Annotated in this window: 18 protein-coding genes and 1 tRNA gene; 7 read left to right on the top strand and 12 right to left on the bottom strand. The window is 56.5% G+C overall.

Annotated elements, in window-relative coordinates; translation table 11 throughout:
- Positions 1-65: 65 nt before the first annotated feature.
- The 6 genes from lepA to AD944_RS15670 form a co-directional block, all read right to left on the bottom strand.
- A complete protein-coding gene (gene lepA, locus AD944_RS15695; RefSeq protein WP_035378060.1) occupies positions 66-1871 on the bottom strand; it encodes a translation elongation factor 4 in 1806 nt (601 codons plus the stop codon).
- Between the two features lie 128 nt (positions 1872-1999).
- Positions 2000-2776, bottom strand: coding sequence for a helix-turn-helix transcriptional regulator (locus AD944_RS15690; RefSeq protein ID WP_052427235.1), 777 nt, complete (start codon positions 2774-2776; stop codon positions 2000-2002).
- Positions 2773-3039: a hypothetical protein gene (locus tag AD944_RS15685; protein WP_045543067.1), complete on the bottom strand. Its 267-nt coding sequence runs from the start codon at positions 3037-3039 to the stop codon at positions 2773-2775. The genes AD944_RS15690 and AD944_RS15685 overlap by 4 nt, the downstream gene beginning before the upstream one ends.
- 55 nt (positions 3040-3094) lie before the next feature.
- Entirely contained in the window at positions 3095-4717 is a 1623-nt protein-coding gene (locus AD944_RS15680) for an ABC-F family ATP-binding cassette domain-containing protein (protein ID WP_045543016.1), read from the bottom strand.
- Between the two features lie 63 nt (positions 4718-4780).
- Positions 4781-5638: an NmrA family NAD(P)-binding protein gene (locus AD944_RS15675; protein ID WP_045543015.1), complete on the bottom strand. Its 858-nt coding sequence runs from the start codon at positions 5636-5638 to the stop codon at positions 4781-4783.
- 247 nt (positions 5639-5885) lie between these two features.
- A complete protein-coding gene (locus tag AD944_RS15670) occupies positions 5886-8294 on the bottom strand; it encodes a glucose/quinate/shikimate family membrane-bound PQQ-dependent dehydrogenase (protein ID WP_045543014.1) in 2409 nt (802 codons plus the stop codon).
- 292 nt (positions 8295-8586) lie between these two features.
- Between AD944_RS15670 and AD944_RS15665 the strand changes: the two genes are divergently transcribed.
- Both AD944_RS15665 and AD944_RS15660 read left to right on the top strand, forming a co-directional pair.
- Complete coding sequence (locus tag AD944_RS15665) at positions 8587-9951, top strand: 8-oxoguanine deaminase (RefSeq protein ID WP_082741290.1); 1365 nt, start codon at positions 8587-8589, stop codon at positions 9949-9951.
- A 228-nt stretch (positions 9952-10179) separates the two neighbouring features.
- Positions 10180-11418: an aldose epimerase family protein gene (locus tag AD944_RS15660; protein ID WP_236709269.1), complete on the top strand. Its 1239-nt coding sequence runs from the start codon at positions 10180-10182 to the stop codon at positions 11416-11418.
- Positions 11419-11640: 222 nt separating this feature from the next.
- On the opposite strand, the gene glnA is transcribed toward AD944_RS15660, so the two are convergent.
- Positions 11641-13086, bottom strand: a complete 1446-nt coding sequence (gene glnA, locus AD944_RS15655) for a type I glutamate--ammonia ligase (RefSeq protein ID WP_006557469.1) — start codon at positions 13084-13086, stop codon at positions 11641-11643.
- Positions 13087-13201: 115 nt separating this feature from the next.
- On the bottom strand, positions 13202-13540 hold the full coding sequence (locus tag AD944_RS15650; RefSeq protein ID WP_006557470.1) for a P-II family nitrogen regulator: 339 nt from the start codon (positions 13538-13540) through the stop codon (positions 13202-13204).
- A gap of 241 nt (positions 13541-13781) precedes the next feature.
- Between AD944_RS15650 and AD944_RS15645 the strand changes: the two genes are divergently transcribed.
- The 3 genes from AD944_RS15645 to AD944_RS15635 all read left to right on the top strand — a co-directional run bounded on the left by AD944_RS15645 (position 13782) and on the right by AD944_RS15635 (position 16912).
- Entirely contained in the window at positions 13782-14954 is a 1173-nt protein-coding gene (locus tag AD944_RS15645) for an aminotransferase (RefSeq protein ID WP_045543013.1), read from the top strand.
- A 76-nt stretch (positions 14955-15030) separates the two neighbouring features.
- Positions 15031-15106 (top strand) — tRNA-His (locus AD944_RS15640).
- Between the two features lie 681 nt (positions 15107-15787).
- Positions 15788-16912: a glycosyltransferase gene (locus tag AD944_RS15635; RefSeq protein ID WP_045543012.1), complete on the top strand. Its 1125-nt coding sequence runs from the start codon at positions 15788-15790 to the stop codon at positions 16910-16912.
- Here AD944_RS15635 and AD944_RS15630 read toward each other — a convergent pair.
- The 4 genes from AD944_RS15630 to AD944_RS15615 all read right to left on the bottom strand — a co-directional run bounded on the left by AD944_RS15630 (position 16818) and on the right by AD944_RS15615 (position 21072).
- The gene (locus AD944_RS15630) at positions 16818-17414 is read right to left on the bottom strand and encodes a class I SAM-dependent DNA methyltransferase (protein WP_045543011.1); all 597 of its coding nucleotides are present in this window, start codon (positions 17412-17414) and stop codon (positions 16818-16820) included. The two genes, AD944_RS15635 and AD944_RS15630, sit on opposite strands and share 95 nt — an antisense overlap.
- On the bottom strand, positions 17411-18142 hold the full coding sequence (locus AD944_RS15625; protein ID WP_179946496.1) for a PIG-L deacetylase family protein: 732 nt from the start codon (positions 18140-18142) through the stop codon (positions 17411-17413). Before AD944_RS15625 ends, AD944_RS15630 begins: the two co-directional genes overlap by 4 nt.
- Positions 18139-19272: an acyl-CoA dehydrogenase family protein gene (locus AD944_RS15620; protein WP_045543064.1), complete on the bottom strand. Its 1134-nt coding sequence runs from the start codon at positions 19270-19272 to the stop codon at positions 18139-18141. Before AD944_RS15620 ends, AD944_RS15625 begins: the two co-directional genes overlap by 4 nt.
- A 300-nt stretch (positions 19273-19572) precedes the next feature.
- Positions 19573-21072 carry a peptide MFS transporter gene (locus tag AD944_RS15615; protein ID WP_045543009.1) on the bottom strand — a complete coding sequence of 500 codons (1500 nt, stop codon included), beginning with the start codon at positions 21070-21072 and terminating at the stop codon, positions 19573-19575.
- Between the two features lie 242 nt (positions 21073-21314).
- On the opposite strand from AD944_RS15615, the gene AD944_RS15610 reads away from it, so the two are divergent.
- Both AD944_RS15610 and AD944_RS15605 read left to right on the top strand, forming a co-directional pair.
- Positions 21315-22535 (top strand): NADP-dependent isocitrate dehydrogenase, encoded by a 1221-nt coding sequence (locus AD944_RS15610; RefSeq protein WP_045543063.1) that lies wholly within the window; start codon positions 21315-21317, stop codon positions 22533-22535.
- Between the two features lie 158 nt (positions 22536-22693).
- Positions 22694-23713, top strand: a complete 1020-nt coding sequence (locus AD944_RS15605) for an NAD(P)/FAD-dependent oxidoreductase (protein ID WP_045543008.1) — start codon at positions 22694-22696, stop codon at positions 23711-23713.
- The last annotated feature ends 82 nt before the right edge of the window (positions 23714-23795 follow it).

Raw genomic sequence — 23795 nt, 5'->3', positions numbered from 1 at the left:
CGCCTTATGCGGAAGAGGCTCTCCCCCTCTGCATAAGGCCTGACGAGAAAGGCAAAAGAGCGCCCTTAGCCATCCATCTTAAGTGCGGCAAGGAAAGCGCTTTGCGGGATTTCCACTTTACCAAACTGCCGCATGCGCTTTTTCCCTTCCTTCTGTTTTTCCAGCAGCTTGCGCTTACGGGAGATATCACCGCCATAACATTTGGCCGTCACATCCTTGGAAAGTGCGCCGATGGTTTCACGCGCAATCACCTTGCTGCCAATAGCCGCCTGAATGGCGATCTTGAACAACTGGCGGGGGATCAAGTCTTTCAGGCGGGCACAGATAGCGCGGCCACGGGTTTCTGCGGCAGACCGATGCGCAATGAAGGAAAGAGCATCAACGGGCTCCTGATTCACCAGAATGGAGATGCGCACCAGATCGCTCTCCTCATACCCATCCATCTGGTAATCAAAGCTGGCGTAACCGCGCGTCAGAGACTTCAGGCGGTCATAAAAATCGAACACCACTTCGTTCAGCGGCAGGCGATAAACCGCCATAGCCCGGTTGCCCACATACGTGAGGTCCACCTGCACACCACGGCGTTCTGTACACAATGTCAGCACCGCGCCCAGATATTCATCCGGCACCATGATGGTCGCCTTGATCCACGGTTCATCAATCCGCTCAATCAGGGACAGATCAGGCATATCCGCCGGGTTGTGCAGTTCTTCCTGCTGCCCGTTGGTAAGAGTGATGTGATACACGACGGACGGTGCCGTAGCGATCAGATCCAGATCGAACTCGCGAGAAAGCCGCTCCTGAATGATTTCCAGATGCAGCAGGCCAAGGAAGCCGCAGCGGAAGCCAAAACCCAGCGCCGCTGATGTCTCTGCCTCATAATGGAAGGAGGCATCATTCAGGCGCAGTTTGGAAAGGCTGTCCCGCAGCTTTTCAAAATCATCCGCCACAATGGGGAACAGACCACACCAGACCACCGGAATGGAGGGCTTGAAGCCTGTCAGAGCAGTTGCTGCCGGGCGACGATCATCCGTAATGGTGTCACCCACGTTACAGTCGGCCACGGTCTTGATGGCGGCGTTGATATAACCCATCTCGCCCGGACCAAGGCTTTCCACTGCCATCATGCGCGGGGCGAACACACCCACCTGATCAATCTGATGCACAGCCCCGCTGGACATCATGCGCATCTTCATGCCCTTCTGCAGGCGACCTTCCTTGACACGGACAAGCACGATCACGCCCAGATACGGGTCATACCAGCTATCCACCAGCATGGCCTGAAGCGGCTTTTCAGCATCGCCCGTGGGCGGCGGCAGGCGGGTGACAACGGCTTCCAGCACGCCTTCAATATTCAGGCCGGTCTTGGCTGAAATTTCCACAGCGTCATCAGCCGGAATGCCGATTACTTCTTCAATCTGCGCCTTCACCCGTTCCGGTTCTGCTGCAGGCAGATCCACCTTGTTCAGCACCGGCACAATTTCATGATTGGCGTCAATGGCCTGATACACGTTGGCCAGTGTCTGCGCCTCTACGCCCTGTGAGGCATCAACCACCAGCAGGGAGCCTTCACACGCGGCCAGAGACCGGCTGACTTCATACGCGAAGTCCACGTGTCCGGGCGTGTCCATCAGGTTCAGCACGTAGGTTTTCCCATCCTTGGCCGGATAGGTCAGCCTTACGGTCTGCGCCTTGATGGTGATCCCGCGCTCGCGCTCCAGATCCATGTTGTCGAGCACCTGATTGGTCATCTCGCGGGCGGTCAGCGCTCCACAAGCCTGAATCAGGCGGTCAGCCAGAGTCGATTTCCCATGATCAATATGAGCGATGATCGAGAAATTGCGGATGAGCGAAAGAGGTGTGTCGGTCATGATGCCCCCTTTAAGCGATACGGAGACAAAAGTCAGCCAGTTCCACGCGGCCCAGCCCCTGTTTTGCTGTAAATTTTTCAGCACACCAGCAGAGGCTCGTGCTTCCAGCGTCCACAAGTGGGGCTACGCTATACCGTCACCATGATAATACGCTGCACCCATACTCCCTCCGCATGGTCGGGCACCAGCACGCGGTTTGGGTTTTGAGCGTCCCCTGCCCCCACCTCTGAACCGCCCTCCGAGCCGAAAGACAAAGGCACATCATCTCTAACTCCCTCCTCGCCTGACCATCTGGAAGCCACCTCCTGAACAGCAATCGAGGAAGAAAACGGCCCATCCTCACCGAAGGGCGTAATACCGGGAGGGAACAGTCCATCCCATATACCGACCACCGGTTCCGCATCTGACCGAACCATCAGAACGCGATCAGACCATCGGGGTGGTAGGTCAGGCATCACGACAAGAGAACTGCCTTCGCGCAAAATGGGCTCCATGCGGTCTGTATCAATCCGCACCGCATACGCGCCCAAGGGAGCTGCACCCGGCAGAGTGATATCTTCCCACTCCAGCCCGGCAGGATGACCCGCTTCATTGAAAAGCCCGGCCCCTTTCAAGCGAGACAGGGGCAGACTCCGCATGCGATGAACCGTTTGGCGTTGATCCGCCGAACCTTCGCCCCGTTCCAGCTGCTGCCCGAATGTGCTGAGTGAAACACGCAGCACGGCAAGCGCCCTGAGCAGACTGTTCATCGCGGGCCAGCGCACTGCCCCATTGGCCCCAACCCGACGTGACGGATTAAAGGTTGTGGCATCCAATCCGGCGGCACGTGCAAGGCCGGAGGGCGTAAGCCCTTGTTCCAGCGCCAGAGAATCCAGCGCCTGCCACACATCTTCGGGGCGAATCATCGTTCTGAAGGCGTGGCTTTGCGGGTACCGTGGTGATGAGGAAGCGCCTGCGCAATTTTCAGCACTTCGCGGGTATGGCGGGCGGCACCTTCATCCGTCACAAAAAAGCGGCCTTCTGGAGTCTGGTGCACAAAGCCCATCTCCGTCATGCGCTTCAGGCACGGATCATCCCGCAGCCCTGTCGGGCGCCCCACTGATCCGGCCAGACACAGCCGATGCAGGGCAGAGCGGCAACAGGTTTCAAGATAGGGCTCGTTCCACATTGTGCTGAGGATCACCTTTCCCTGCTGCAGAAGCAAGAAAAGATATCACGCTCCCTCAGGCGTGCAGGCCGGGGGCTTCCTGCCCGGTGCGTGCCACATACTCCGTGTAGCCACCACCATACTGGTGAATACCCTCCGGCGTGATTTCCAGAACCCGATTGGAGAGGGCCGCCAGAAAATGCCGGTCATGGGAAACAAACAGCATGGTACCTTCATAATTACCAAGCGCGGTAATCAGCATTTCCTTGGTTGCCATGTCCAGATGGTTGGTGGGCTCATCCAGCACCAGAAAGTTTGGCGGATCATACAGCATCAGGGCCATGACCAGTCGGGCCTTTTCACCGCCTGACAGCACACGACAATATTTTTCAATCTCATCACCAGAGAAGCCGAAGCCTCCGGCCAGAGCACGCAACGAGCCCTGATTGGCCAGAGGAAAGGCCCGTTCCAGCGTTTCAAAAATTGTCAGATCTCCATCCAGAAGATCCATGGCGTGCTGGGCAAAATACCCCATTTTCACGTTACTGCCGATGGTTACCGCGCCTGCATCAGGCTCGGTGGTGCCCGCCACCAGCTTCAGCAGCGTGGATTTACCAGCCCCGTTCACCCCCAGAATACAGCAGCGCTCACCCCGGCGGATAAGCAGATCAAGCCCTTTATAAATAACCCGGCTGCCATAGCTTTTATCCACGCCCTGGAAATTGGCCACGATATCCCCTGAGCGTGGCGCAGGCGGAAACTCGAAGCTGAGGGTCTGACGCCGTTTTGGCGGCTCCACCCGGTCAATTTTTTCCAGCTTTTTCACGCGGCTCTGCACCTGCGCAGCGTGCGAGGCCCGCGCCTTGAAACGCTCAATAAAGCTGACTTCCTTGGCCAGCATGGCCTGCTGGCGCTCAAACTGCGCCTGCTGCTGCTTCTCGTTCAGGGCGCGTTGCTGTTCATAAAACTCGTAATCACCAGAGAAGCTGTTCAGGTTTCCGCCATCAATTTCAATCACCTTGTTGATGATACGGTTCATGAACGCACGGTCATGCGATGTCATGAGCAGCGCGCCATCGTAACCCGCCAGAAACTGCTCAAGCCAGATCAGGCTTTCAAGGTCCAGATGGTTGCTTGGTTCGTCCAGCAGCATCACGTCAGGGCGCATGAGCAGAATACGGCCCAGTGCTACGCGCATTTTCCACCCGCCGGAAAGAGCGCCCACATCGCCGTCCATCATTTCCTGACTGAAACCAAGGCCATGCAACACTTCACGCGCCTTGCCTTCCAGCGCGTAGCCGCCCAGATCTTCAAAGCGGGCCTGAACCTCACCAAAGCGTTCAATAATACTATCAAGCTGATCAAACTGCTCCGGGTCCGCCATGGCCGTTTCCAGTTCAGCCAGTTCTGCGGCAACCTCTGCTATGGGGCCTGCACCGGCCATCACTTCCGCAACAGCGGTGCGCCCGGCCATTTCCCCAACATCCTGACTGAAAAAGCCGATACTCACACCGCGATCAATCAGCACCTGCCCTTCATCGGGCTCATCCTGCTTGGTGATCATACGGAACAGCGTGGATTTCCCCGCCCCGTTTGGCCCGACCAGACCGACTTTCTCACCTTTCTGCAAGGCAGCCGAGGCTTCAATGAAAATCAGGCGCTGGCCGTTATGCTTGCTGATGGTGTCGAGACGGATCATCGGGTCCTCGTGGCTGGATCGTTCCGCGCACTTACCCCTAACCGGCGCGAAAGGTAAACCGCATCAGCCCGTAAATACGCTCCGAAAATAGGCTTCAAGGTCTGTTGGGCCCTTATGGAGCGGAGCAGAGTGGTCATACGGCTGCTCCAGAAACAGCTCCGTCATATGCGCGTATGATCTGGCTGCCTGTTGGGAAAATCCGTGCTGCTGATAGTACGCCAGCCAATCTGCCTTCGGGACGGAAGTAGCCTGTATCGCCCGGCCGAAAACCTGGGTGAACGCCGCAGCAACATCACGCGGCGAATAGGTATGCGGGCCTTCGCACGCATAAAGACCCGTTTCCTCAACAGGAGACATAAGCAGCTGCGCACCCAACACACCCACATCGTCAGGCGCAACCATTGGTACCTTCTGATCAACCGGCAACAGCGTGGAAAGCACCCCCGTTTCCTTCGCCTGTTTTGCCAGAGGAACCCAGTTGCTCATGTAATATGCGGCTCGCACACAGCATAAAGGTGCACCGAGGGCGAGGGCTCCTTCCTCAAACTCATGCAGCACCCCAAGGTCTCCGCAGTGCGGACCTGGCTGCGCGCCATAGGTGGACTGCAAGACGATTTTTTCAAGGGATACGCCCTCAAGCGCAGCAAGAATAGACTGCACAGAACGGCGTTCCTCCGTATCCGTATCACCCGCAACATTTGCTGGCGGATTCAGCAGAAAAACGCGCGTGACAGTCTTGAAAACAGCCGCCAGAGCGGGCGTGTCCAGAACATCCGCAACAGCAGCAGAGGCTCCCTTCTGCCGCCATGCCTGCGCTTTTTGCGGGTTGCGCGTCACAACTGTCACGGGCTGCCCCGCCGCAAGCAGGGTATTGGCAACAGCGCGGCCGACATGCCCTGTTGCACCAAGCACTCCATACATATTCTGCCCCTGTTTCCTGAACACATAATCAGATCCGGTTCTTCATGAGCGCCATGAAGGCTTGCATCCATCTGCAACCCGAAAGACGTCGATCTCTACCTGTGCGCTTTATCCTGCCTTGTGGGGGCTGTCTAAAAACTCGGTCCGGTCAATCTGGGGATGTTGAAGCACGCTGCCCTCCGAATAAAAAAGGGCGAACAGGTTGCCCTGCTCGCCCCTTTTGCGCCGTTACGTGACGTAATGCGGCTTACTGCTTGGCTGATGCATCCGGCAGTGCGTAGGCCACAATATAGTCGCCCAGCTTGGTGCCAAAGGAACCGTGGCCACCATCAGCCGTGACCACAAACTGGCGGCCATTGGCTTCATACGTCATGGGCGTAGACTGACCACCGGCGGGCAGACGGTCCTGCCAGAGCTGCTTGCCGGTCGTGACGTCATACGCGCGGATGTAATAATCCGCCGTGGATGTCAGGAACGCCACGCCACCCCCGGTTGTCAGCGGTCCACCAAGGGAGGGGATACCCACCTTGAAGGGCAGCGGCAGCGGAGAGCTGTCGCGCACGGTGCCGTTCCGGTGCATCCACATGATCTTGTTGGTCTTCAGATCAATCCCAGCCACGTAACCCCAACCCGGCTGTTTGCACGGAATGCCCAGCGGGGAGAGGAATGCGTGCAGGTCCACGCCATAAGGCGTGCCATATTGCGGCTGGAGCCCACTTTCTGAGCCGGAAGCCCCACCATGCGGATCAGGCTGCGCCGGGTTACCCGGTCCACGCGGAATCAGCTTGGATACAAACGGAATGGCGATGGGGTTGGCAAATGCCACCTGACGCACAGGGTCAACGGCCAGACCGCCCCATTCAAACATGCCGAGGTTGCCGGGGAACACCAACGTGCCCTGCAAAGATGGCGGGGTGAACGGCCCTTCATAACGCATCCGCTTGAACATGATACGGCAGACCATCTGGTCCAGCATCGTGCCGCCCCACATGTCTGCATCGGTCAGGTTCTTCTTGGGCCGGAACGTCAACTGAGAGAACGGCTGTGTGGCTGCCAGATGGTCGCCTGGTGCAGCTCCCTGCGGCACGGGTGTTTCCGGAGCCGGCACAATCAGGTTTCCGTTACGGCGGTCCAGCACAAAAATGTTGCCGGTTTTAGCCGGCGCGTACAGTGCAGGCACAACCGTTCCGTCTTTCTGACGGATATCCACCAGACTGGGCTGAGACGGGATATCCATATCCCACAGGTCATGATGCACAGTCTGATAGAACCAGACCTTCTCGCCCGTATCCCCATTCAGGGCCAGAATACCGGATGCATAACGTTCCTGATCTGCCGAGCGATGCCCACCCCAGATATCTGGGGTTGCAACACCTGTGGGGATGTAGATCAGGTTCAGTTTGGCATCATAAGCAGACGTGATCCAGGAATTGGGGGAGTTCGGTACGTAATGGTGCGTGTCAGAGGGCAGTTCGTTCGGGTTGGGGTTACCTGCATCAAAGGCCCACACCAGTCGCCCGCTATACAGATCATACGCCCGCGTTACGCCTGAGGGCTCATGCGTTGAGTAATTGTCCGTCACCGCACCGGAAACAATAACTACCTTGCTGGTGACAACCGGCGGAGATGTGGGTTCATAAAAGCCCAGTTCACGCATCGGCATGCCATCAGTCAGATCAACCGTACCCTCCGTGCCAAAGCCGTGGCAGGCTTCACCCGTTTCCGCATCCAGCGCAATCAGCCGACCATCATTGGTGGGCAGGAAGACGCGGCGGGAACATTCTGTTGGCACCGGAGAACCATCAGCCGTTACATCCCCTTCGTGCGCTTCGGCATAGGAAACACCACGGCAGGTCATGTGCTGGAAGCTGGGGTTGTATTTCAGCTTCGGGTCATATTTCCACTTTTCCTTGCCGGTTGCGGCGTCCAACGCAAACAGGATCTGATGTGGAGAGCACAGATAAAGCGTATCCCTGATTTTGATGGGCGTGACTTCATCCGTAATTTCGCCGGGGTCATTCGGGGTCTTGAGGTCATGCGTGCGGAACACCCACGCCACCTTCAGATCCTTCACGTTGGCCGGCGTAATCTGTGTGAGCGGGGAATAACGGTTGCCGAACTGGGTGCGGCCATAAGCGGGCCAATCCGCTGCCGGGGCTTCTGCCACATCGCCCGGGGTTACGGCGGGCCCCTGCTGTGCCACTGTTGGCAGAGTGCCTGCCAGATCCTGCGGGTCCTGCGTCAGTGCATAAACATAGACGGCCAGACCGGCCACAATGCCCACAGCCAGCGGCACGCGGTTTGCCGGGCTGGCTGGCAGCAGCTCACGCGAGACAAACGGCAATAGAAGCAGCAGGCCCAGCGGCAGAATAACGTCTCCACGCGGTGCCAGCGCCCAGAAATCAAATCCGGCTTCCGCCACAGACCAGATGAGGGTGGCAAACACCAGCGCCGCGTAAACCCACAGCGCCTCGCGCCAGCGCTTGAGCAGCATGATGGCTGTAATCAGCAGCACAATGCCGCTCAACAGATAAAACCAGGAGCCACCCAAAGCCGCCAGCCACGCTCCGCCGCCCGCCAGATACAGACCCAGCAGTACAAAGATCGTAATGGTTAAGTTCAGGAGCAACCCGGACCGGGAAGAGGATGATGGCATGCAAATCAACCATGAATGTTAGGAGGAATGTGGAATAGGAATAGCCCACTTCATAAAAGAACTGAATGATTGTTTCGGAAAATTCCGAAAAGAAACCTCCTTCTGCTGAAGCACACCATCACTGAAGTGCTCAAAACCTGTCTGTATTTCTTTTGGAATCCAAATAAATGGATGTCTGGTAACGTTCATGGAACCAAAAGGTTCTCACCACTGTTTCATTCTGTTTTAAGGCTCTGCCCGGCTTTTCGTGCTAGTGCTTTTGCTGTTGTTTCCTCCGCCGTGAAAGAGACTGATGCACACTCTTCTGCTGAAAAATGTCCTCCGTCTGGTAACCATGAATGACCAGAGAGAAGAACTGGAAGGAGGATGGTTACTGGTTAAGGGGCAGCAGATTGCGGCTATCGGATCTGCTACGGCCCCCCTGCCACAGGCTGATGACGTGCTGGATATGACGGGGCATATCGTCATGCCCGGCATGGTGAATACGCACCATCATATGTATCAGACCCTCACGCGCGCCATTCCCGCGGCACAAAACGCGTCCCTGTTCGGCTGGTTGCAGGCGCTTTACCCCTTATGGGCCGGGCTGACGCCTGAGATGATCCGGGTTTCCACCTGCACCGCCATGACAGAATTGCTGTGGTCTGGCTGCACCACCACCAGTGATCATCTTTATCTATTCCCCAACGGCAGCAGGCTGGATGACCAGATAGAAGCCGCCACCCAGATGGGCATGCGCTTCCACGCTGCCCGAGGGGCCATGAGCGTGGGAGAAAGCAAGGGCAGCCTGCCGCCAGATAGCGTGGTGGAGGAAGAAAGCGCCATTCTGGCCGATACCCAGCGCGTGATTGAAGCGTTTCATGACCCACAGCCTCTGGCCATGCAGCGTGTGGTTGTGGCCCCCTGCTCGCCTTTCTCCGTCAGTCGGGATCTGATGCGTGAAGCCGCGGCACTGGCGCGCGCCACAGGCACCATGTTGCATACACATCTGGCCGAAAACAGCAGTGACATTGCCTACAGCCGCCAGACCTTCAACATGACACCTGCGGAATACGCGGAGGATGTCGGCTGGGTTGGGCCGGATGTCTGGCACGCCCATTGCGTAAAACTGGATCAGCCGGGCATCAACCGTTTTGGCGCCACGCATACAGGCATGGCCCACTGTCCGTGCTCCAACATGCGCCTTGGTTCCGGCATTGCCCCGGTGCGGCACATGGTGGCTGCTGGCATGCGGGTTGGGCTGGGCGTTGATGGCTCGGCGTCAAACGACGGAAGCCACATGCTGGGAGAAGCGCGGCAGGCCATGCTCCTTGGCCGCCTTCTGGAAACCGAGGACAACCAGCCCATGATGCAGGCGCGTGAAGTGCTGGAACTTGCGACCCGTGGTGGGGCCGCTGTGCTGGGCCGGGATGACATCGGTCATTTGGCCCCCGGCATGGCGGCGGACATTGTGGCCTTTGATCTGCGCGGCATAGACCATGCGGGGGCGCAGTCTGATCCTGTCGCGGCCCTGTTGTTCTGCACGCCCCAGCGCGTAGCGTGCTCCATCGTCAATGGCCGCATTCTGGTGCGTGATGGCCATTTTATCAGCCATGACCCCATTCGTCTGGCTGAGCGCCATAATATCCTCGCCCGCCAGTTACTGGAAACGGCGTAAAGTAGGCAAAAACCAGCAGACCGGCTGTCTGTCTCCCCAAAATATAAAGGGAGGCGCAGCCGTGTTTTCCCGTCCCTCTGCTCGAAACGAGTGAACAAAAAACAGCGCAGCAGACGCAGCCTGTTCACAAAACAGCCAGAAAAGCCGTAAGCGTGCCATGCGGTATGAACATTTATACCCTTTGGCGCGTTTTATAGTGCGATATTATCCACTGAGGTACCCACTTCTATGATGTGTTGCTTTGCTGCTCTTTCCCCGAACCATAATTATACTCAGAAGAAGAAGGGCCGCAGCCTGTTTGAACACAGCATGATCGGACTGGGAGCACTGACCGCCTGCATGATGACATTTTCTCCAGATGCCAGCGCCGCCAGCACCTTTAAACGCGAGACCTTTGGCACGCTCTCCACCGGTCAGAAAGTCCAGCGCTACACCTTGCGCAATACGCACGGTATGAGCGTGCAGTTTCTCTCCTATGGCGGCATTATCACCGCCATTACGGTGCCAGACCGTAACGGCCAGCCCGCCAATGTGGTGCTGGGCTTCTCCAAGCTGGACGGATATGAGACCGACAGCGCCCACGCCAACCTTTATTTTGGCGCGCTGGTGGGCCGTTATGCCAACCGGCTGGCTAATGGCACTTTTCCGCTGGATGGCCAGACCATCCGTACAACCGTCAACAACCCGCCCAACACCCTGCACGGAGGGCTATGCGGATTTGATAAAAAAATCTGGCAGGTTCGCAAACTCTCCGGCCTCTCCCATGCTGTAGGGGCCGAGCTGACCATGACCAGCCCAGACGGGGAGGAAGGCTTCCCCGGCACCCTTCGCGTGACAGTAGATTATATACTGGATGACAGTAACCGCCTGAGCATCCGCTACCGTGCCACCACGGACCGCCCGACAGTGGTGAATCTGACCAACCACAGCTACTTCAATCTCTCCGGCGAAGGCGCAGGATCGATTGAGAACCAGACCCTCCAGATCAATGCCGATACCTTCACGCCGGTCGATCATGCAGCCATCCCGACTGGCCAGATTGCATCCGTCAGCACTACGCCGCTGGACTTCCGCTCCCCGCACCGCATAGGCGAACGCCTGCGGAGCAATCATCCGCAAATGCTGATTGGCCGGGGATATGATCATAACTGGATTATCAATGGATATGATGGCCACACCCAACGGTTAGCCGCCACAGTGACCGACCCCGCCTCTGGACGGACTCTTTCCGTCTTTACCACCCAACCGGGTATGCAGGTTTACACATCAAACTCGCTGGATGGCACCTACGCTGGCCCCTCCGGCCGAGCTTACCGCCAGACAGACGCCATTGCGCTGGAAACCCAGCATTATCCGGACTCCCCTAATCACCCGAATTTTCCAACTACCATCCTGCGCCCCGGCGAGCAGTTTGACCACACAACCAGCTTCCAGTTCGGTGTGGCGGCCTCTCCCGCTACGCCGTAAACCGCGCACGAGTTCGACAGCGCAAAAAGCAGGCATGTGAAACGACCGGAGGGGCGGACTTCTCTCCCCTTTACCTACAGAGAGAGACGCACCTAAACCCTCCCCTCTCTTGCTGATCAGAGGCTTACGGCAGCCCTTGCTTCCCTCCAAGCACAGCACAAAAAAACGGGGCCTCCCGAAGAAGGCCCCGTTCCTATTCGCCAAAAGGTCTGAAAAGACTGATCAGACGGAGTAGTACATTTCAAATTCAACCGGGTGCGGCGTGTGTTCGAAGCGATACACGTCTTCCCACTTGATGTTGATGTAGCTTTCAATCTGGTCCTTGGTGAACACACCGCCAGCCAGCAGGAACTCGTGATCAGCCTGCAGCGCTTCCAGCGCTTCACGCAGGGAGCCTGCGACTGTCGGGATCTGCTTCAGTTCTTCCGGCGGAAGATCATACAGATCCTTGTCCATGGCATCGCCCGGGTGGATCTTGTTCTTGATACCATCCAGACCAGCCATCAGCATGGCGGCGAAGGCCAGATAGGGGTTAGCTGTCGGGTCCGGGAAGCGGACTTCAACGCGCTTTGCCTTGGGGTTGGTTGCGTAAGGAATACGGCAGGATGCAGACCGGTTACGGGCAGAATAAGCCAGCAGCACAGGTGCTTCAAAGCCGGGAATCAGACGCTTGTAGGAGTTGGTGGAGGGGTTGGTGAACGCGTTCAGCGCCTTGGCGTGCTTGATGATGCCGCCGATGTAGTACAGCGCGGTATCAGACAGGTCAGCATAGCCATTGCCAGCAAAGGTCGGCTTGCCGTCTTTCCAGATGGACTGGTGAACATGCATGCCGGAGCCGTTATCCCCATAAATGGGCTTGGGCATGAACGTTGCGGTCTTGCCGTAGGACTGCGCGACGTTGTGGATGCAGTATTTGTAGATCTGCATGAAGTCAGCAGAACGCACCAGCGTATCGAACTTGGTGCCCAGTTCGTGCTGGGACTGCGCCACTTCATGGTGGTGCTTTTCGATCGGCAGGCCCATTTCACCCATGGTTGCCAGCATTTCCGCACGCAGGTCGGATTCGCTGTCCACCGGAGCAACGGGGAAATAGCCGCCCTTCACGCCCGGACGGTGGCCCATGTTGCCTTCCGGATATTCCTTCAGGGAAGCGCCAGGCCCTTCAATGCTGTCCAGCTGGAACTTGCCGAAGTTGGGGCCGGTGCCAAAGAGCACGTTATCAAAGATAAAGAATTCAGCTTCCGGACCAAAGAACGCTGTATCACCCAGCCCGGTGGACTTCAGATACTGTTCTGCCAGCTTGGCGGTGGAGCGCGGGTCACGGTTATAGGGCTGCCCGGTGGACGGCTCGATAATGTCACAGAACAGGATCAACTGCGGACGGGCAGAGAACGGGTCCATTACTGCGGTTTCAGGGTCCGGCAGCAGAACCATGTCGCTTTCGTTGATGGCTTTCCAGCCAGCAATGGAAGACCCATCAAACATGAAGCCTTCGGTAAAGGTATCGTCCTCAATCGTGGTGACGTACTGCGTGGTGTGGTGCCACTTGCCGCGCGGATCTGTAAAGCGCAGGTCAACCAGTTCAACCGAATTCTCCTGAATCAGGTCAAACACCTTGGCAATTGCTGCGGCTTTGGCATCACTCGCAGACGTTGTCTTTTTCACCATTCTCTCTTCACCTACAACCTGTTGCGCACCGGAACTCTTCCAGCACAGCTAGGATTATCAAACGCACGCCATGCCCTGCGGCATATCCTGAACCCGCACAAGGGCCGGACAGCCATCAGATGGCATCTTCTCCTCTTTCCCCCGTACGGATTCGCACCACGTCTTCCACCGGAAGGATAAAGATCTTGCCATCCCCGATTCGTCCCGTGCGGGCCGCGGCGGATATCGCCTCAACCGCCCGTTCCACCAGACTGGCGGGGCAGACAACCTCAATTTTCATCTTGGGCAGGAAATCAACAATATATTCCGCGCCACGATACAGTTCCGTGTGCCCTTTCTGCCGGCCAAAGCCCTTGGCTTCGATCACGGTAATACCCTGCAGGCCGAGTTCATGAAGGGCTTCCTTCACTTCATCCAGCTTGAACGGCTTTATGATGGCCTCGATCTTTCTCATGTCACGTCATCAATATATCACTGCTGTACCCTGTTTGAGGGGTCCGTCTTCGCTGCCGTCGCACCCCTTGGGGCATAGACGCTCAAGCCGAACGGCTCCAAACTTGCACGGGTTGGCCACAGGAGCAATCGGGCAGATAGGAAATAGTATCGATAAAGCACTGATCTTACCTCCGCCCCTTAGACGCAGCACCTGTTTTTCTCTCTCATTTCTCCCCTAGACCGCAACAAGGAACCCAGACATGACAAAACCGCTGAACAGACAGTTAGCGGCGCTGCCAACTACAATTTTCACCGTTATGTCTGAGCTGGCCCGTCAACACGGAGCCATTAATCTTGGTCAGGGCTTTCCTGATACGGAAGGCCCACACGATATTGTACAGGCTGCGGCGGACGCTTTACTTGATCAGAGAAACCAGTATGCGCCTCTCACAGGTCTGCCAGAATTACGCGCAGCCGTAGCCCATTCAAACGCCCGGTTTCAGAGAATCGAGGTTGATCCCGATTCTGAGGTGGTGGTGACCTCCGGCGCCACAGAGGCCCTCGCAGCTTCTCTCATGGCGCTGATTGAGCCGGGAGATGAAGTTGTCCTGATCGAACCCCTGTATGACACCTATCTGCCCATGGTACGCCAACTTGGCGGCGTGCCCCGCATTGTCCGACTGGAAGACCCTGAGTGGACCCTGCCCCGGCAGGCGCTGGCCGAGGCCTTCTCCGCCCGCACCAAGGCCATCCTGCTCAACACCCCCATGAACCCCACGGGCAAAGTGTTCTCCTGCGATGAGCTGACGTTCATCGCGGGGCTGCTGAAGCAGCACGATGCCTATGCCATCTGTGACGAAGTCTATGAGCATCTGACCTTCAATACCCCTCATCTCTCCCTTATGGCCCTGCCTGACATGCGGGAGCGCTGCCTGCGCATTGGCAGTGCAGGGAAAAGCTTCTCCCTGACCGGGTGGAAAGTGGGCTACGTTACCGCTCCTGCCCCGCTTGCGGCGGTGGTGGCCAAGGCTCATCAGAATCTCGTGTTCGCCACGCCCCCCAATCTTCAGCGCGCGGTGGCCTACGGCCTGAACAAGGACGAACGCTATTTTGCCGAACTCTCGGCCGATCTCGCCCATAAGCGCGATCTTCTCTCCGCCGGATTACGTGGGGTCGGGCTGGACGTCCTGCCCTGCCAAGGCAGCTACTTTGTCATGGCGGACATCACCCCGCTGGCGAATGGGCTGGATGACATGGCCTTCGCCCGCCTGCTGACAGAGCAGGCAGGTGTAACCACAATCCCGGCCTCAGCCTTTTATGAACCAGCTAACGGCGCTCCACCCTCCCATCTGCTACGCTTTGCGTTCTGCAAGCAGGAAAGCGTGCTGCGGGAAGCGGTAAGCCGCATTGAAGCCTGGCATAAACGCGCCTGAAAATTTTTTATGCCTGTCCGTCACTCTTTGCATTGACGGACAGGGCACATTTCTCTAAACGACCCCTAGCTGTGTGGCGGACGTAGCTCAGTTGGTAGAGCGCCGGTTTGTGGTACCGGTTGTCGCGGGTTCGATCCCCGTCGTTCGCCCCAGCTATATATTTCCCTTGAAAAAATAATCCTTTCTTTGCGGGCATTTCCGTTGCCCTTTACTCTGCTAATGCATCTTCATAAGGGCCGGTATCGCTTTGCGCTATGCTTCGGCCTCTGACTCCCCTTTTCTTCTTCTGGCTGATTGCTGAACAGCTTCCGTAACAGCAGGACAACGGCAAAGCCTGTTCCTCTGCATGAAGTGCGCAAAAATTCATTTCTCCTGAACTCTTGGCCTACGCTGACGTTGTAACAGCCAAACTGCGACCAGACGTCACGCCACCCCGTTTTAACAGGAGAAGAACCGTGCCTTTGCAGAAAAACTGCACACCAGACGCCCTCCAGAAAAAACGCAGACATGACCTCTGGTGCAACAGTTTCCTCTTTAAACGCCCACCCCAGCAGCCCTTGCCTCTTCTTACGCCTGAAAGCCGCCCCGCTAATGCAGGACCGTTACGCCTCTCTTCTCTCGAAACTGTAGCGCCTCCTAAGCCTGAAGGGTCTTAACTCTTTCCTCTCCCGCATTCTGAACAAGAGAGGGAAATGAACAAAGAATGAGCGTGTCACGACGTCTCACCCGGACACTGCCAGCGCTCTCTCAAAAATATCAGACACCATGAACTGGAGGCATTTCTGCGCGTCTTCACTGATGCCGTGAACAAACGGCGAAAGGATTGCATTCCGATGCTCATTACGGATTCAGACGCCCAGACCCATCAGCCTACTGCATTTCAGCCTCTCCCTTCATCCTATCTCCAAAGATCACGTATTGTCGCCATTCCGGCCTGTAATGAGGCCGACCATATTGTGCCCTGCCTTGTGGCGCTTGCCCGACAGGACGGTCTTCTGCCGCATAAAGTGATTGTCTGGATCAACAATACGCAAGATGACACCCGGCATCAGGTGCGCTCCTTGCAGGATACATTGCCTTTTGAGGTAGAAAGCGTTTGTGTTTCCTATTCCCCGGATCAGGCCCATGCAGGCCGCGCCAGGCATGATGCCATGGTCCATGCCGCTCATTACGCACCATCCGACGCCCTTCTTTTCACAACCGATGCAGATGCAGAAGTTGCGCCAGACTGGATGACACAGACCCTTGGGGCCTTTATCCGTTACAATGTTGCCGCTGTATTCGGGCGCGCGCTTCTGCTTCCGTCAGAATTCAAGAAAATCCCTTTACATCTACATAAAGATGACGAAAAAGAACAAGCCTACGCAGCCTTACTGGAGCACATAAAAGCCCTACTGGCACCCACGCCTTATGATCCATGGCCCCGCCATAGCGAACGGTCCGGCGCCAGTATTGCTGTAACGCGAGAAGCATGGCAGCAGGTGGGGGGCATTCCTCCTGAACCTTTGAGTGAAGATCGCGCTTTTTACGCTGCCTTGCATGAAGCAGGCCTTCCCGTGCGCCATGCACCAGAAGTCAAAGTCTATGTTTCTGCCCGCTTGGTTGGGCGTGCGCGGGGTGGCATGGCCGATACAATTTCCCGCCGCATTGTCCAGCAAGATGATTATCTGGATGACGCACTCGAACCTGTCTCCCGTTGCATGCTACGCCTCAGAAAAAAGAAAAAATACTCTGATAGAAATGATATTTCGTTAAAGTCGTCAGATTCATCTACGCGGGTCAACCGTGCGGATTTACACCTGCATCATCGTAGAGCCCAGCGCGTTATTGATTTTCTTCTTCAGAAAGACGCCTGCAAATTTTTTATGTCACCACAGAACGAAGGCAATCCAGCCGGTAAGTCTCACCGCGTTCCGCATGAACCGGCAGCCACTGATACGGATGACAGGCCTGAATAAAACAGTCTGCTGCGTCATCCCCGGTGCAAGGTGTATCTGTCTCTCCTGTCCAGTTAACCAGCACCACAGTAGCAGAAGGGGGCAGAGTCTCCATGATATAATCAACAAGTTTTTTGATATCGTTCTGCGCCATGAAATACAGGACTTCTGATATCACGATCACATCACAGCCAAGAACGGCAGATTTTGGATACCCCTCAGGTAAAAAGGCTTCCAGAAAAGAGACATTTTTTAAGTGGGAGCATCTGTCACGGGCCAGCGCCAAAGCTGTGGAGGAACCATCTACCGCCAGAACATGCGTGCAACGGGCCGCAAGCGCCTTTGTTCCCACCCCCACAGCACACCCAAGTTCAACCGCAAAGTTGATAGGCTCCTGTGGCAGGCAAGATAATAATCGGGCAAGTTTTTCCTGTTCATAGAGGCTTTTTTCAAAATCCCATGGGTCAGGATTTTTCTGGAATAACGAGTCAAAAATATCAGGAGACCATGTTTTTTTGCTCATGATAAAATATAGATCTCATATTTTTGGATGATTTTTTCCAACAACTCTTCCGGCATGATAAATCCGTCCGGATCATCCTCTATCACCAGCCCTCTCTGGCTTTCATGCGCCTTTACGGCCTCTCGCTTCGTGGGCAGATGCGGCTCTATGTTCAGGCGCCACCCTGCTGGAAAAGGCTGGTCCAGAATAACATCAGGCGGCAAGGTCAGGCCCCATACGGGATAAGACAGCAGACGCACATGGGGCAAAAGAGCCTTTAAAACCTTACCCATCAGCCATACTGCTTCATGATCACAATGAGGATCGTGCCGCCATGGCACCACAAGCGTTGAGCAATCATAATCAAGAGCAAGATCAGCCACACGCTCTACAGCGGCGCTAAACGCCTCCCCTTCTGTGGGCACCGCTGTATCCCGCAGCCCCAGAAAATGCAGACGGTCAGGGGGAAGGCCCAAAATTCTTACTGCATTACGGGCTTCTTTCTCTCTTTGCTCCACAAGGCGCACGGCAGGCCATTCCTGTGAGGCTGGATGAGAACCTGATCCATCTGAAACAATCACCACCACGGGTGGCCGCCCCTGGGCGACGGCTTCGGCAATAAATCCACCGCACCCCAGGCTTTCATCATCGGGATGAGGTGCCAGAATCAACGTTGTGCCCGGTGCTATTTCGTCCAGAGTCCTTATAGGCAGGCGAAAAAATTCTGCAGTCAGATCACTGCTTTTCATAATGTCTCTTCCGGCCAGTCACGCTCCACAAACCAGGCTGCGGCTTCTGTCAGTGTTTCATCGGGGGCAGGTTGGCGCAGATAGGTGGCCAGATCACGCAGTGTCTGCTCAACCTGCTTGCCCCGAATAAAAGCCGAAAGCCCTAGCGCCTGCTGCACCAGAGTAAGGAGCTGCACTCCTGCCTGCTCAACCGCAATGCGGGCCAGATTGACTATGGCGGCGCATTCCTCGGGTGCCACATGCACACCGTAAACCGCTTTGGCAGCTCGATGCACCCACTGGCTTGCTGTCTCCCGCAGAATAAGGGCCTCGCCAATACGCCGCTGTTGATGCGGGTTTTCTGCCCGCCCGCGTGCCCGAAGCTCCTGACGCATCAGATCAACCAGCGCATCCATACCGCCCAACGCAACGGCAGAGCCACGCCACGCACCAGCAGAAAATTCCGGCTGCCTTAAATAATCACCAGCCTGACCGATTATTGAATCGGCTGAAATCTCCACTCCCGTAAAATCGTATGCGCCCGTGCCGCTGGCCGCCATACCGGTCAATCGGCCTGGGCCTTTGCCAATGCGTTCAGGTTCAGTGGTAGGCACCAGAACCATGACATCCTGATCCTGTGCCGTCCGTGCGGTTATCAACGCCACACCGACCTGACGCACCGCACTGCAAAACCCTTTTACGCCGTTCAGACAATACCCTGTTGCGGTTGGCTCCAGCGTGACCGGCTGGGCACCATCAGTCACCCAGATTCCCCCCAGCACGCCCCGCTTTACAAGAGCGGCCAGATCCTTCTGCTGCCTGTCCGATCCATACAGGGACACCAGCCGCACCACATTGATATGTCCTTCGATACACCGCCCCAGAGACAGACTCAGTCTCCCCGTGACACGCAACAGGTCAATCAATCCCTGCATACCCTCTGGGGACTCATACAGCCCCAGTCCTCCATTTTTGACAGGCAAAACAGCGGACAAAGCGCCCAGATGTGTCAGTTTTTCCAACAAGACCGATGGAAAGGCGTCTTCCTGGGTTGGTGCGTGTGTCTCAAAGCCATCCCCATACAACCGCTTGAGAGCAGATCGGAAAACGATCGTCTTGGGTATTTTTTCTGCTGGATGACACACGGACATACTTGGCACGCTCCCCACTGACAACGGGTGCCAGCACACGCACCAAACGCCACAGGAAGGCAGAGGTTCAGACCCCGGACACACCGGAACAGAAGCCGACACGCTGATATGGCGCCGACTGCCATCTGTCAGACTCAGATTGACAAAATTGGAGAAAACCATTCGAGAGACGCTTCGCCTCTCAGGCAAGAGCGCGCAGGGCAGTGTTAACTTGACATACACTCACCAAGGAAAGCAGCAGGCCAGAGAAGGACGAAAATATTTCCCCTCTGTCTGCCTGCTGCCACACTTGCGCAGAAATTACCCTGCGTGACGTGCCTCTTGTGCGGCACGATGCTGGGCATCCCACCGTCGGGTAAATGGCAGGCACACTACAAACAGCAGAGTGCACCCCACCGCCAGCAGGAAAAGGGTGCGGAACAATCCTGCATAGATCGGCAATGTTACAGAGGGATCGCCCCCACTTACGGCTGAGCCCATGGCGGCCAGATTGGCCATCATGCTGCCCAGATACATGGCCACCCCATTGGACACACAATAACTGCCCATCATGAAGCCACCCACATTGGCGGGCACATACCGCGCCACCACAGCCAGCCCCAGAGCACTGATCAACAACTCCCCGACAGACAACGCACCATACGCCCAGAACATCACCCACGGAGAAACAAGGGTTGTGCTTGTAGCGGCACTCCACCACCAGATCAGAAACGCCAAGGCTACCAGCGAGAAGCCGACAATAAATTTCTCGGCAATGGGAAAATTCCAGCCACGTTCTTCCATGACTTTATACAGCCATGACAAAACCGGACTAGCCGCCATGATCCACACCGGGTTAAGCGCCTGAAACTGGCCCGCTGACATGGAAAACAGCGGCACACCAAACAGTGTGAACTGGGACTGCACATCACGCAGCGCAAACAGCGTGAGGGACGTGACCATCTGCTGATAAAATACAAAATAAAGCATGGTCTGCACAATCAGCAGATAAGCCAACCGCAGGCCGGGCCTATGCGCTGGCGTTGCCCGCCGGTACAGCAGAACCCAGATAACCGCGATAGTCAGTGCAGCAATCCACACACAGGCCTTACCGGCTGCGGGCACACCCAGAATGCCAACCATGACGGCAAGAGCCACCACCACTCCTGCCAGCACACCGGCAAGATGCCGGGGCACAACAGGCCGGAAATCCGGCGCGGACCCAATATTTTGCAAACGGCTCCGGAAAACTGCATAGCAGGCAAGCCCAAACACCAACCCGGTCGAACACACCAGAAAGGGCGGGCCCCACCCATAATGCTGCTGCAACCACGGTGTTAACAGGAGCGAGAACGTGGAACCAACGTTGATGCTCATGTAATAAATGGTGAAAGCCACATCTATCCGGGCATCATCCCCTTCATAGATACGGCGCACCAGATTAGCGGCATTCGCCTTGAACAGGCCGTTCCCCAAGGCAATGACGGCCAGCGCCACGAACAGGGCAAACTGCCCACCCAGATCCAGCCCCAGCAGAGCATAGCCAATGGCCAGCACGGCGGCCCCCATTGTCATGGTGCGCCGGGACCCCAGCAGGGCGTCTCCAATCCAACCACCAATAGCCGGGGCGGCATAGGTCACGGCGGAAAACGTGCCCCACAGCAGATTGGCCTGAGCATCATCAAACCCAAGGCGCTGCACCATATACAGTAGCAGGATGCCCTGCATGCCGTAGAACCCGAACCGTTCCCACAGTTCAATAGCCAGCACGACTGAGAAAGACTGCGAACGTGTTGGCGAAGAAGACAAAGATGCCGTCATAAAGTCCTGACCATATTGTGATAACACTCCCTAGAACAGATATGCCTAGCCCGTGCAAGCTGCGGGAAACTGGCCTTTTATGAGCACACTCCGGCAAAGCAGGCACGCCTGCAACGGCTATGCTGTCAGGAATGTGAATAGCCGCTGGCTCTCAAGGCTTTTAATCCGTTCATCCGCCTCTTGCATGATGCCCATACGCATTGCGCAAATTTTTCGAGATTTTTTCTGGAACGGATTTAACCATGGCAAAAATCAAGGTCAAAAACCCCGTCGTAGAGATGGATGGTGATGAAATGACCCGTATTATCTGGCATTTCATCCGGGAACGGCTGATTCTGCCCTATCTCGATATTGACCTGAAATACTATGATCTGGGCATTGAGCATCGTGACGCTACGGACGACAAGGTGACGGTTGAGGCAGCCGAAGCCACAAAACGCTACGGCGTTGCCGTGAAATGCGCCACCATCACCCCGGATGAAGCCCGCGTGACGGAATTCGGGCTGAAGCGCATGTATCGTTCCCCCAATGGCACCATCCGCAACATTCTGGATGGCACCATCTTCCGTGAACCCATCATCTGCTCAAACGTGCCGCGTCTGGTTCCGCACTGGACCAAGCCGATTGTCATTGGTCGTCACGCGTATGGCGATATCTACCGCGCGGCGGAAACCAAGATCCCCGGCCCTGGCAAGGTTACTCTTTCCTATGTGCCGGAAGGCGGTGGTGAAACCGTGACGCTGGATGTGCATGACTTCAAGGGCCCCGGTGTGGCCCTTGGCATGCACAACACCCGCGCCTCCATTGAAGGCTTTGCCCGCGCTTCCCTCTCCTACGGGCGGGATCGTGGTCTGCCGGTATATCTGTCCACCAAGAACACCATTCTGAAAGCCTATGATGGCATGTTCAAGGATGTGTTTCAGGAAGTGTATGACAAAGAGTTCAAGGCAGACTTTGAAAAAGCCGGCCTGACCTACGAACACCGCCTGATTGATGACATGGTGGCCTGCGCCCTGAAGTGGAACGGTGGGTATGTCTGGGCCTGCAAGAACTACGATGGCGACGTGCAGAGCGACATTGTGGCACAGGGCTTTGGCAGCCTCGGGCTGATGACCTCCGTTCTGCTGAACCCCACGGGGGATGTGGTGGAAGCTGAAGCCGCCCACGGCACAGTTACCCGCCACTTCCGTGAACACCAGAAGGGCAAGCCCACCAGCACCAACCCCATTGCCTCCATTTTCGCATGGACACGCGGGCTGGCTTACCGTGGCAAGTTTGATGACACCCCGGACGTGGTGCATTTTGCTGAAACACTGGAAAAAGTGTGTATCGACACGGTGGAATCCGGCCAGATGACCAAGGATCTCGCCATTCTGGTTGGCAAGGATACAAAATGGCTGGACACGCAGCCTTTCCTTGATGTGCTGGATGCCGGGCTGAAAAAGGAACTCGCCAAATCCTGACCTGAAACATCTCTCAGGTGGCATGGCAGAGGGGGCGCTCCTGGGCGCTCCCTCTTTTTTATGGGTCATGTTGTAGCGCTACCCCATTGCGCCCGCCCGCGTGGTAGCGCAAAAAAACAGCTTTCATCAGCCGGACCAAAGGGGAGATCCGCCGCGCCATGACTGACATGCCGATTGAGACAGACGTCGCCATTATCGGCGCTGGCCCTGCCGGGCTTTTTGCCGCCTTTCAATGCGCCATGTTGCGCCTGCGGTGTTTGTTAATTGACGTTCTGCCGGAAGTAGGTGGCCAGTGCGTGGCGCTGTACCCAGAAAAACCCATCTATGATATTCCGGCCTGCCCGGCGGTAGAAGGGGCGCACCTTATCGCCAATCTTGAAAAACAGATTGAACCTTTTGCCATCCCTCGCCTGCTGAAACACCGCATTGAAAGCCTGACCGGCCACCGCGGCGCCTTTACGCTGGGCACGGACAAAGGGGCGCAGGTCAACAGTAAGGCTGTTATCATTGCTGCCGGGGCGGGTGCTTTCGGCCCCAATCGGCCGCCACTTGATGGGTTGGATGCCTTTGAAGGCACAGGAGCCGTGCAGTATTACGTGCGCCGGAAAGCTGATTTTGAAGGCCGACGCATTGTGATTGCAGGCGGCGGCGATTCCGCGCTGGACTGGGCTCTGGCGCTGAAAGACAAGGCGGAAAAACTGTATCTTGTACACCGTCGGGATCGCTTCCGTGGCGCGCCGGAAAGCCTGCGCCTGTTGGATGAAGCTGTTGCCGCAGGGCAGATTGAAAAAGTGGTGCCTTATCAGCTTCATGCCCTGCGTGGGCAGAACGGCGTGCTGGAAGCCGTGGAGGTTGCAGATCTGGATGGCGCAACCCGTGCGCTAGAGGCCGATACCCTTCTGCCCTTCTTCGGGCTGGCAACAGACCTTGGCCCCATTGCCCGTTGGGGCGTGGATACCGTGCGTTCCACCATCCCTGTTGTGCCCTCAAGTTGTGAAACCAACATGCCGGGCGTGTTCGCTATTGGCGATGTGGCCACCTACCCCGGCAAACTGAAACTCATTCTGCAGGGCTTCAGTGAAGGGGCCATGGCTGCGCATGCCATCTACCCCATTGTGAACCCGGATCAGGCGCTGCATTTTGAATATTCCACCAGCAAAGGGGTTCCCGCTGCCTGAGGCGGACCTTTGCGTCCGCTTCGCTCTTATGGATAAATAACACGAAGTAAACGGAAAGAAGGGAAAGCAGCCATGCACATAC

The organism is Acetobacter tropicalis, from assembly GCF_001580915.1.
GTDB lineage: Bacteria > Pseudomonadota > Alphaproteobacteria > Acetobacterales > Acetobacteraceae > Acetobacter > Acetobacter tropicalis.
Note: the sequence above shows the minus strand (reverse complement) of the source record. Positions and strands in the feature narration are given on the sequence as shown.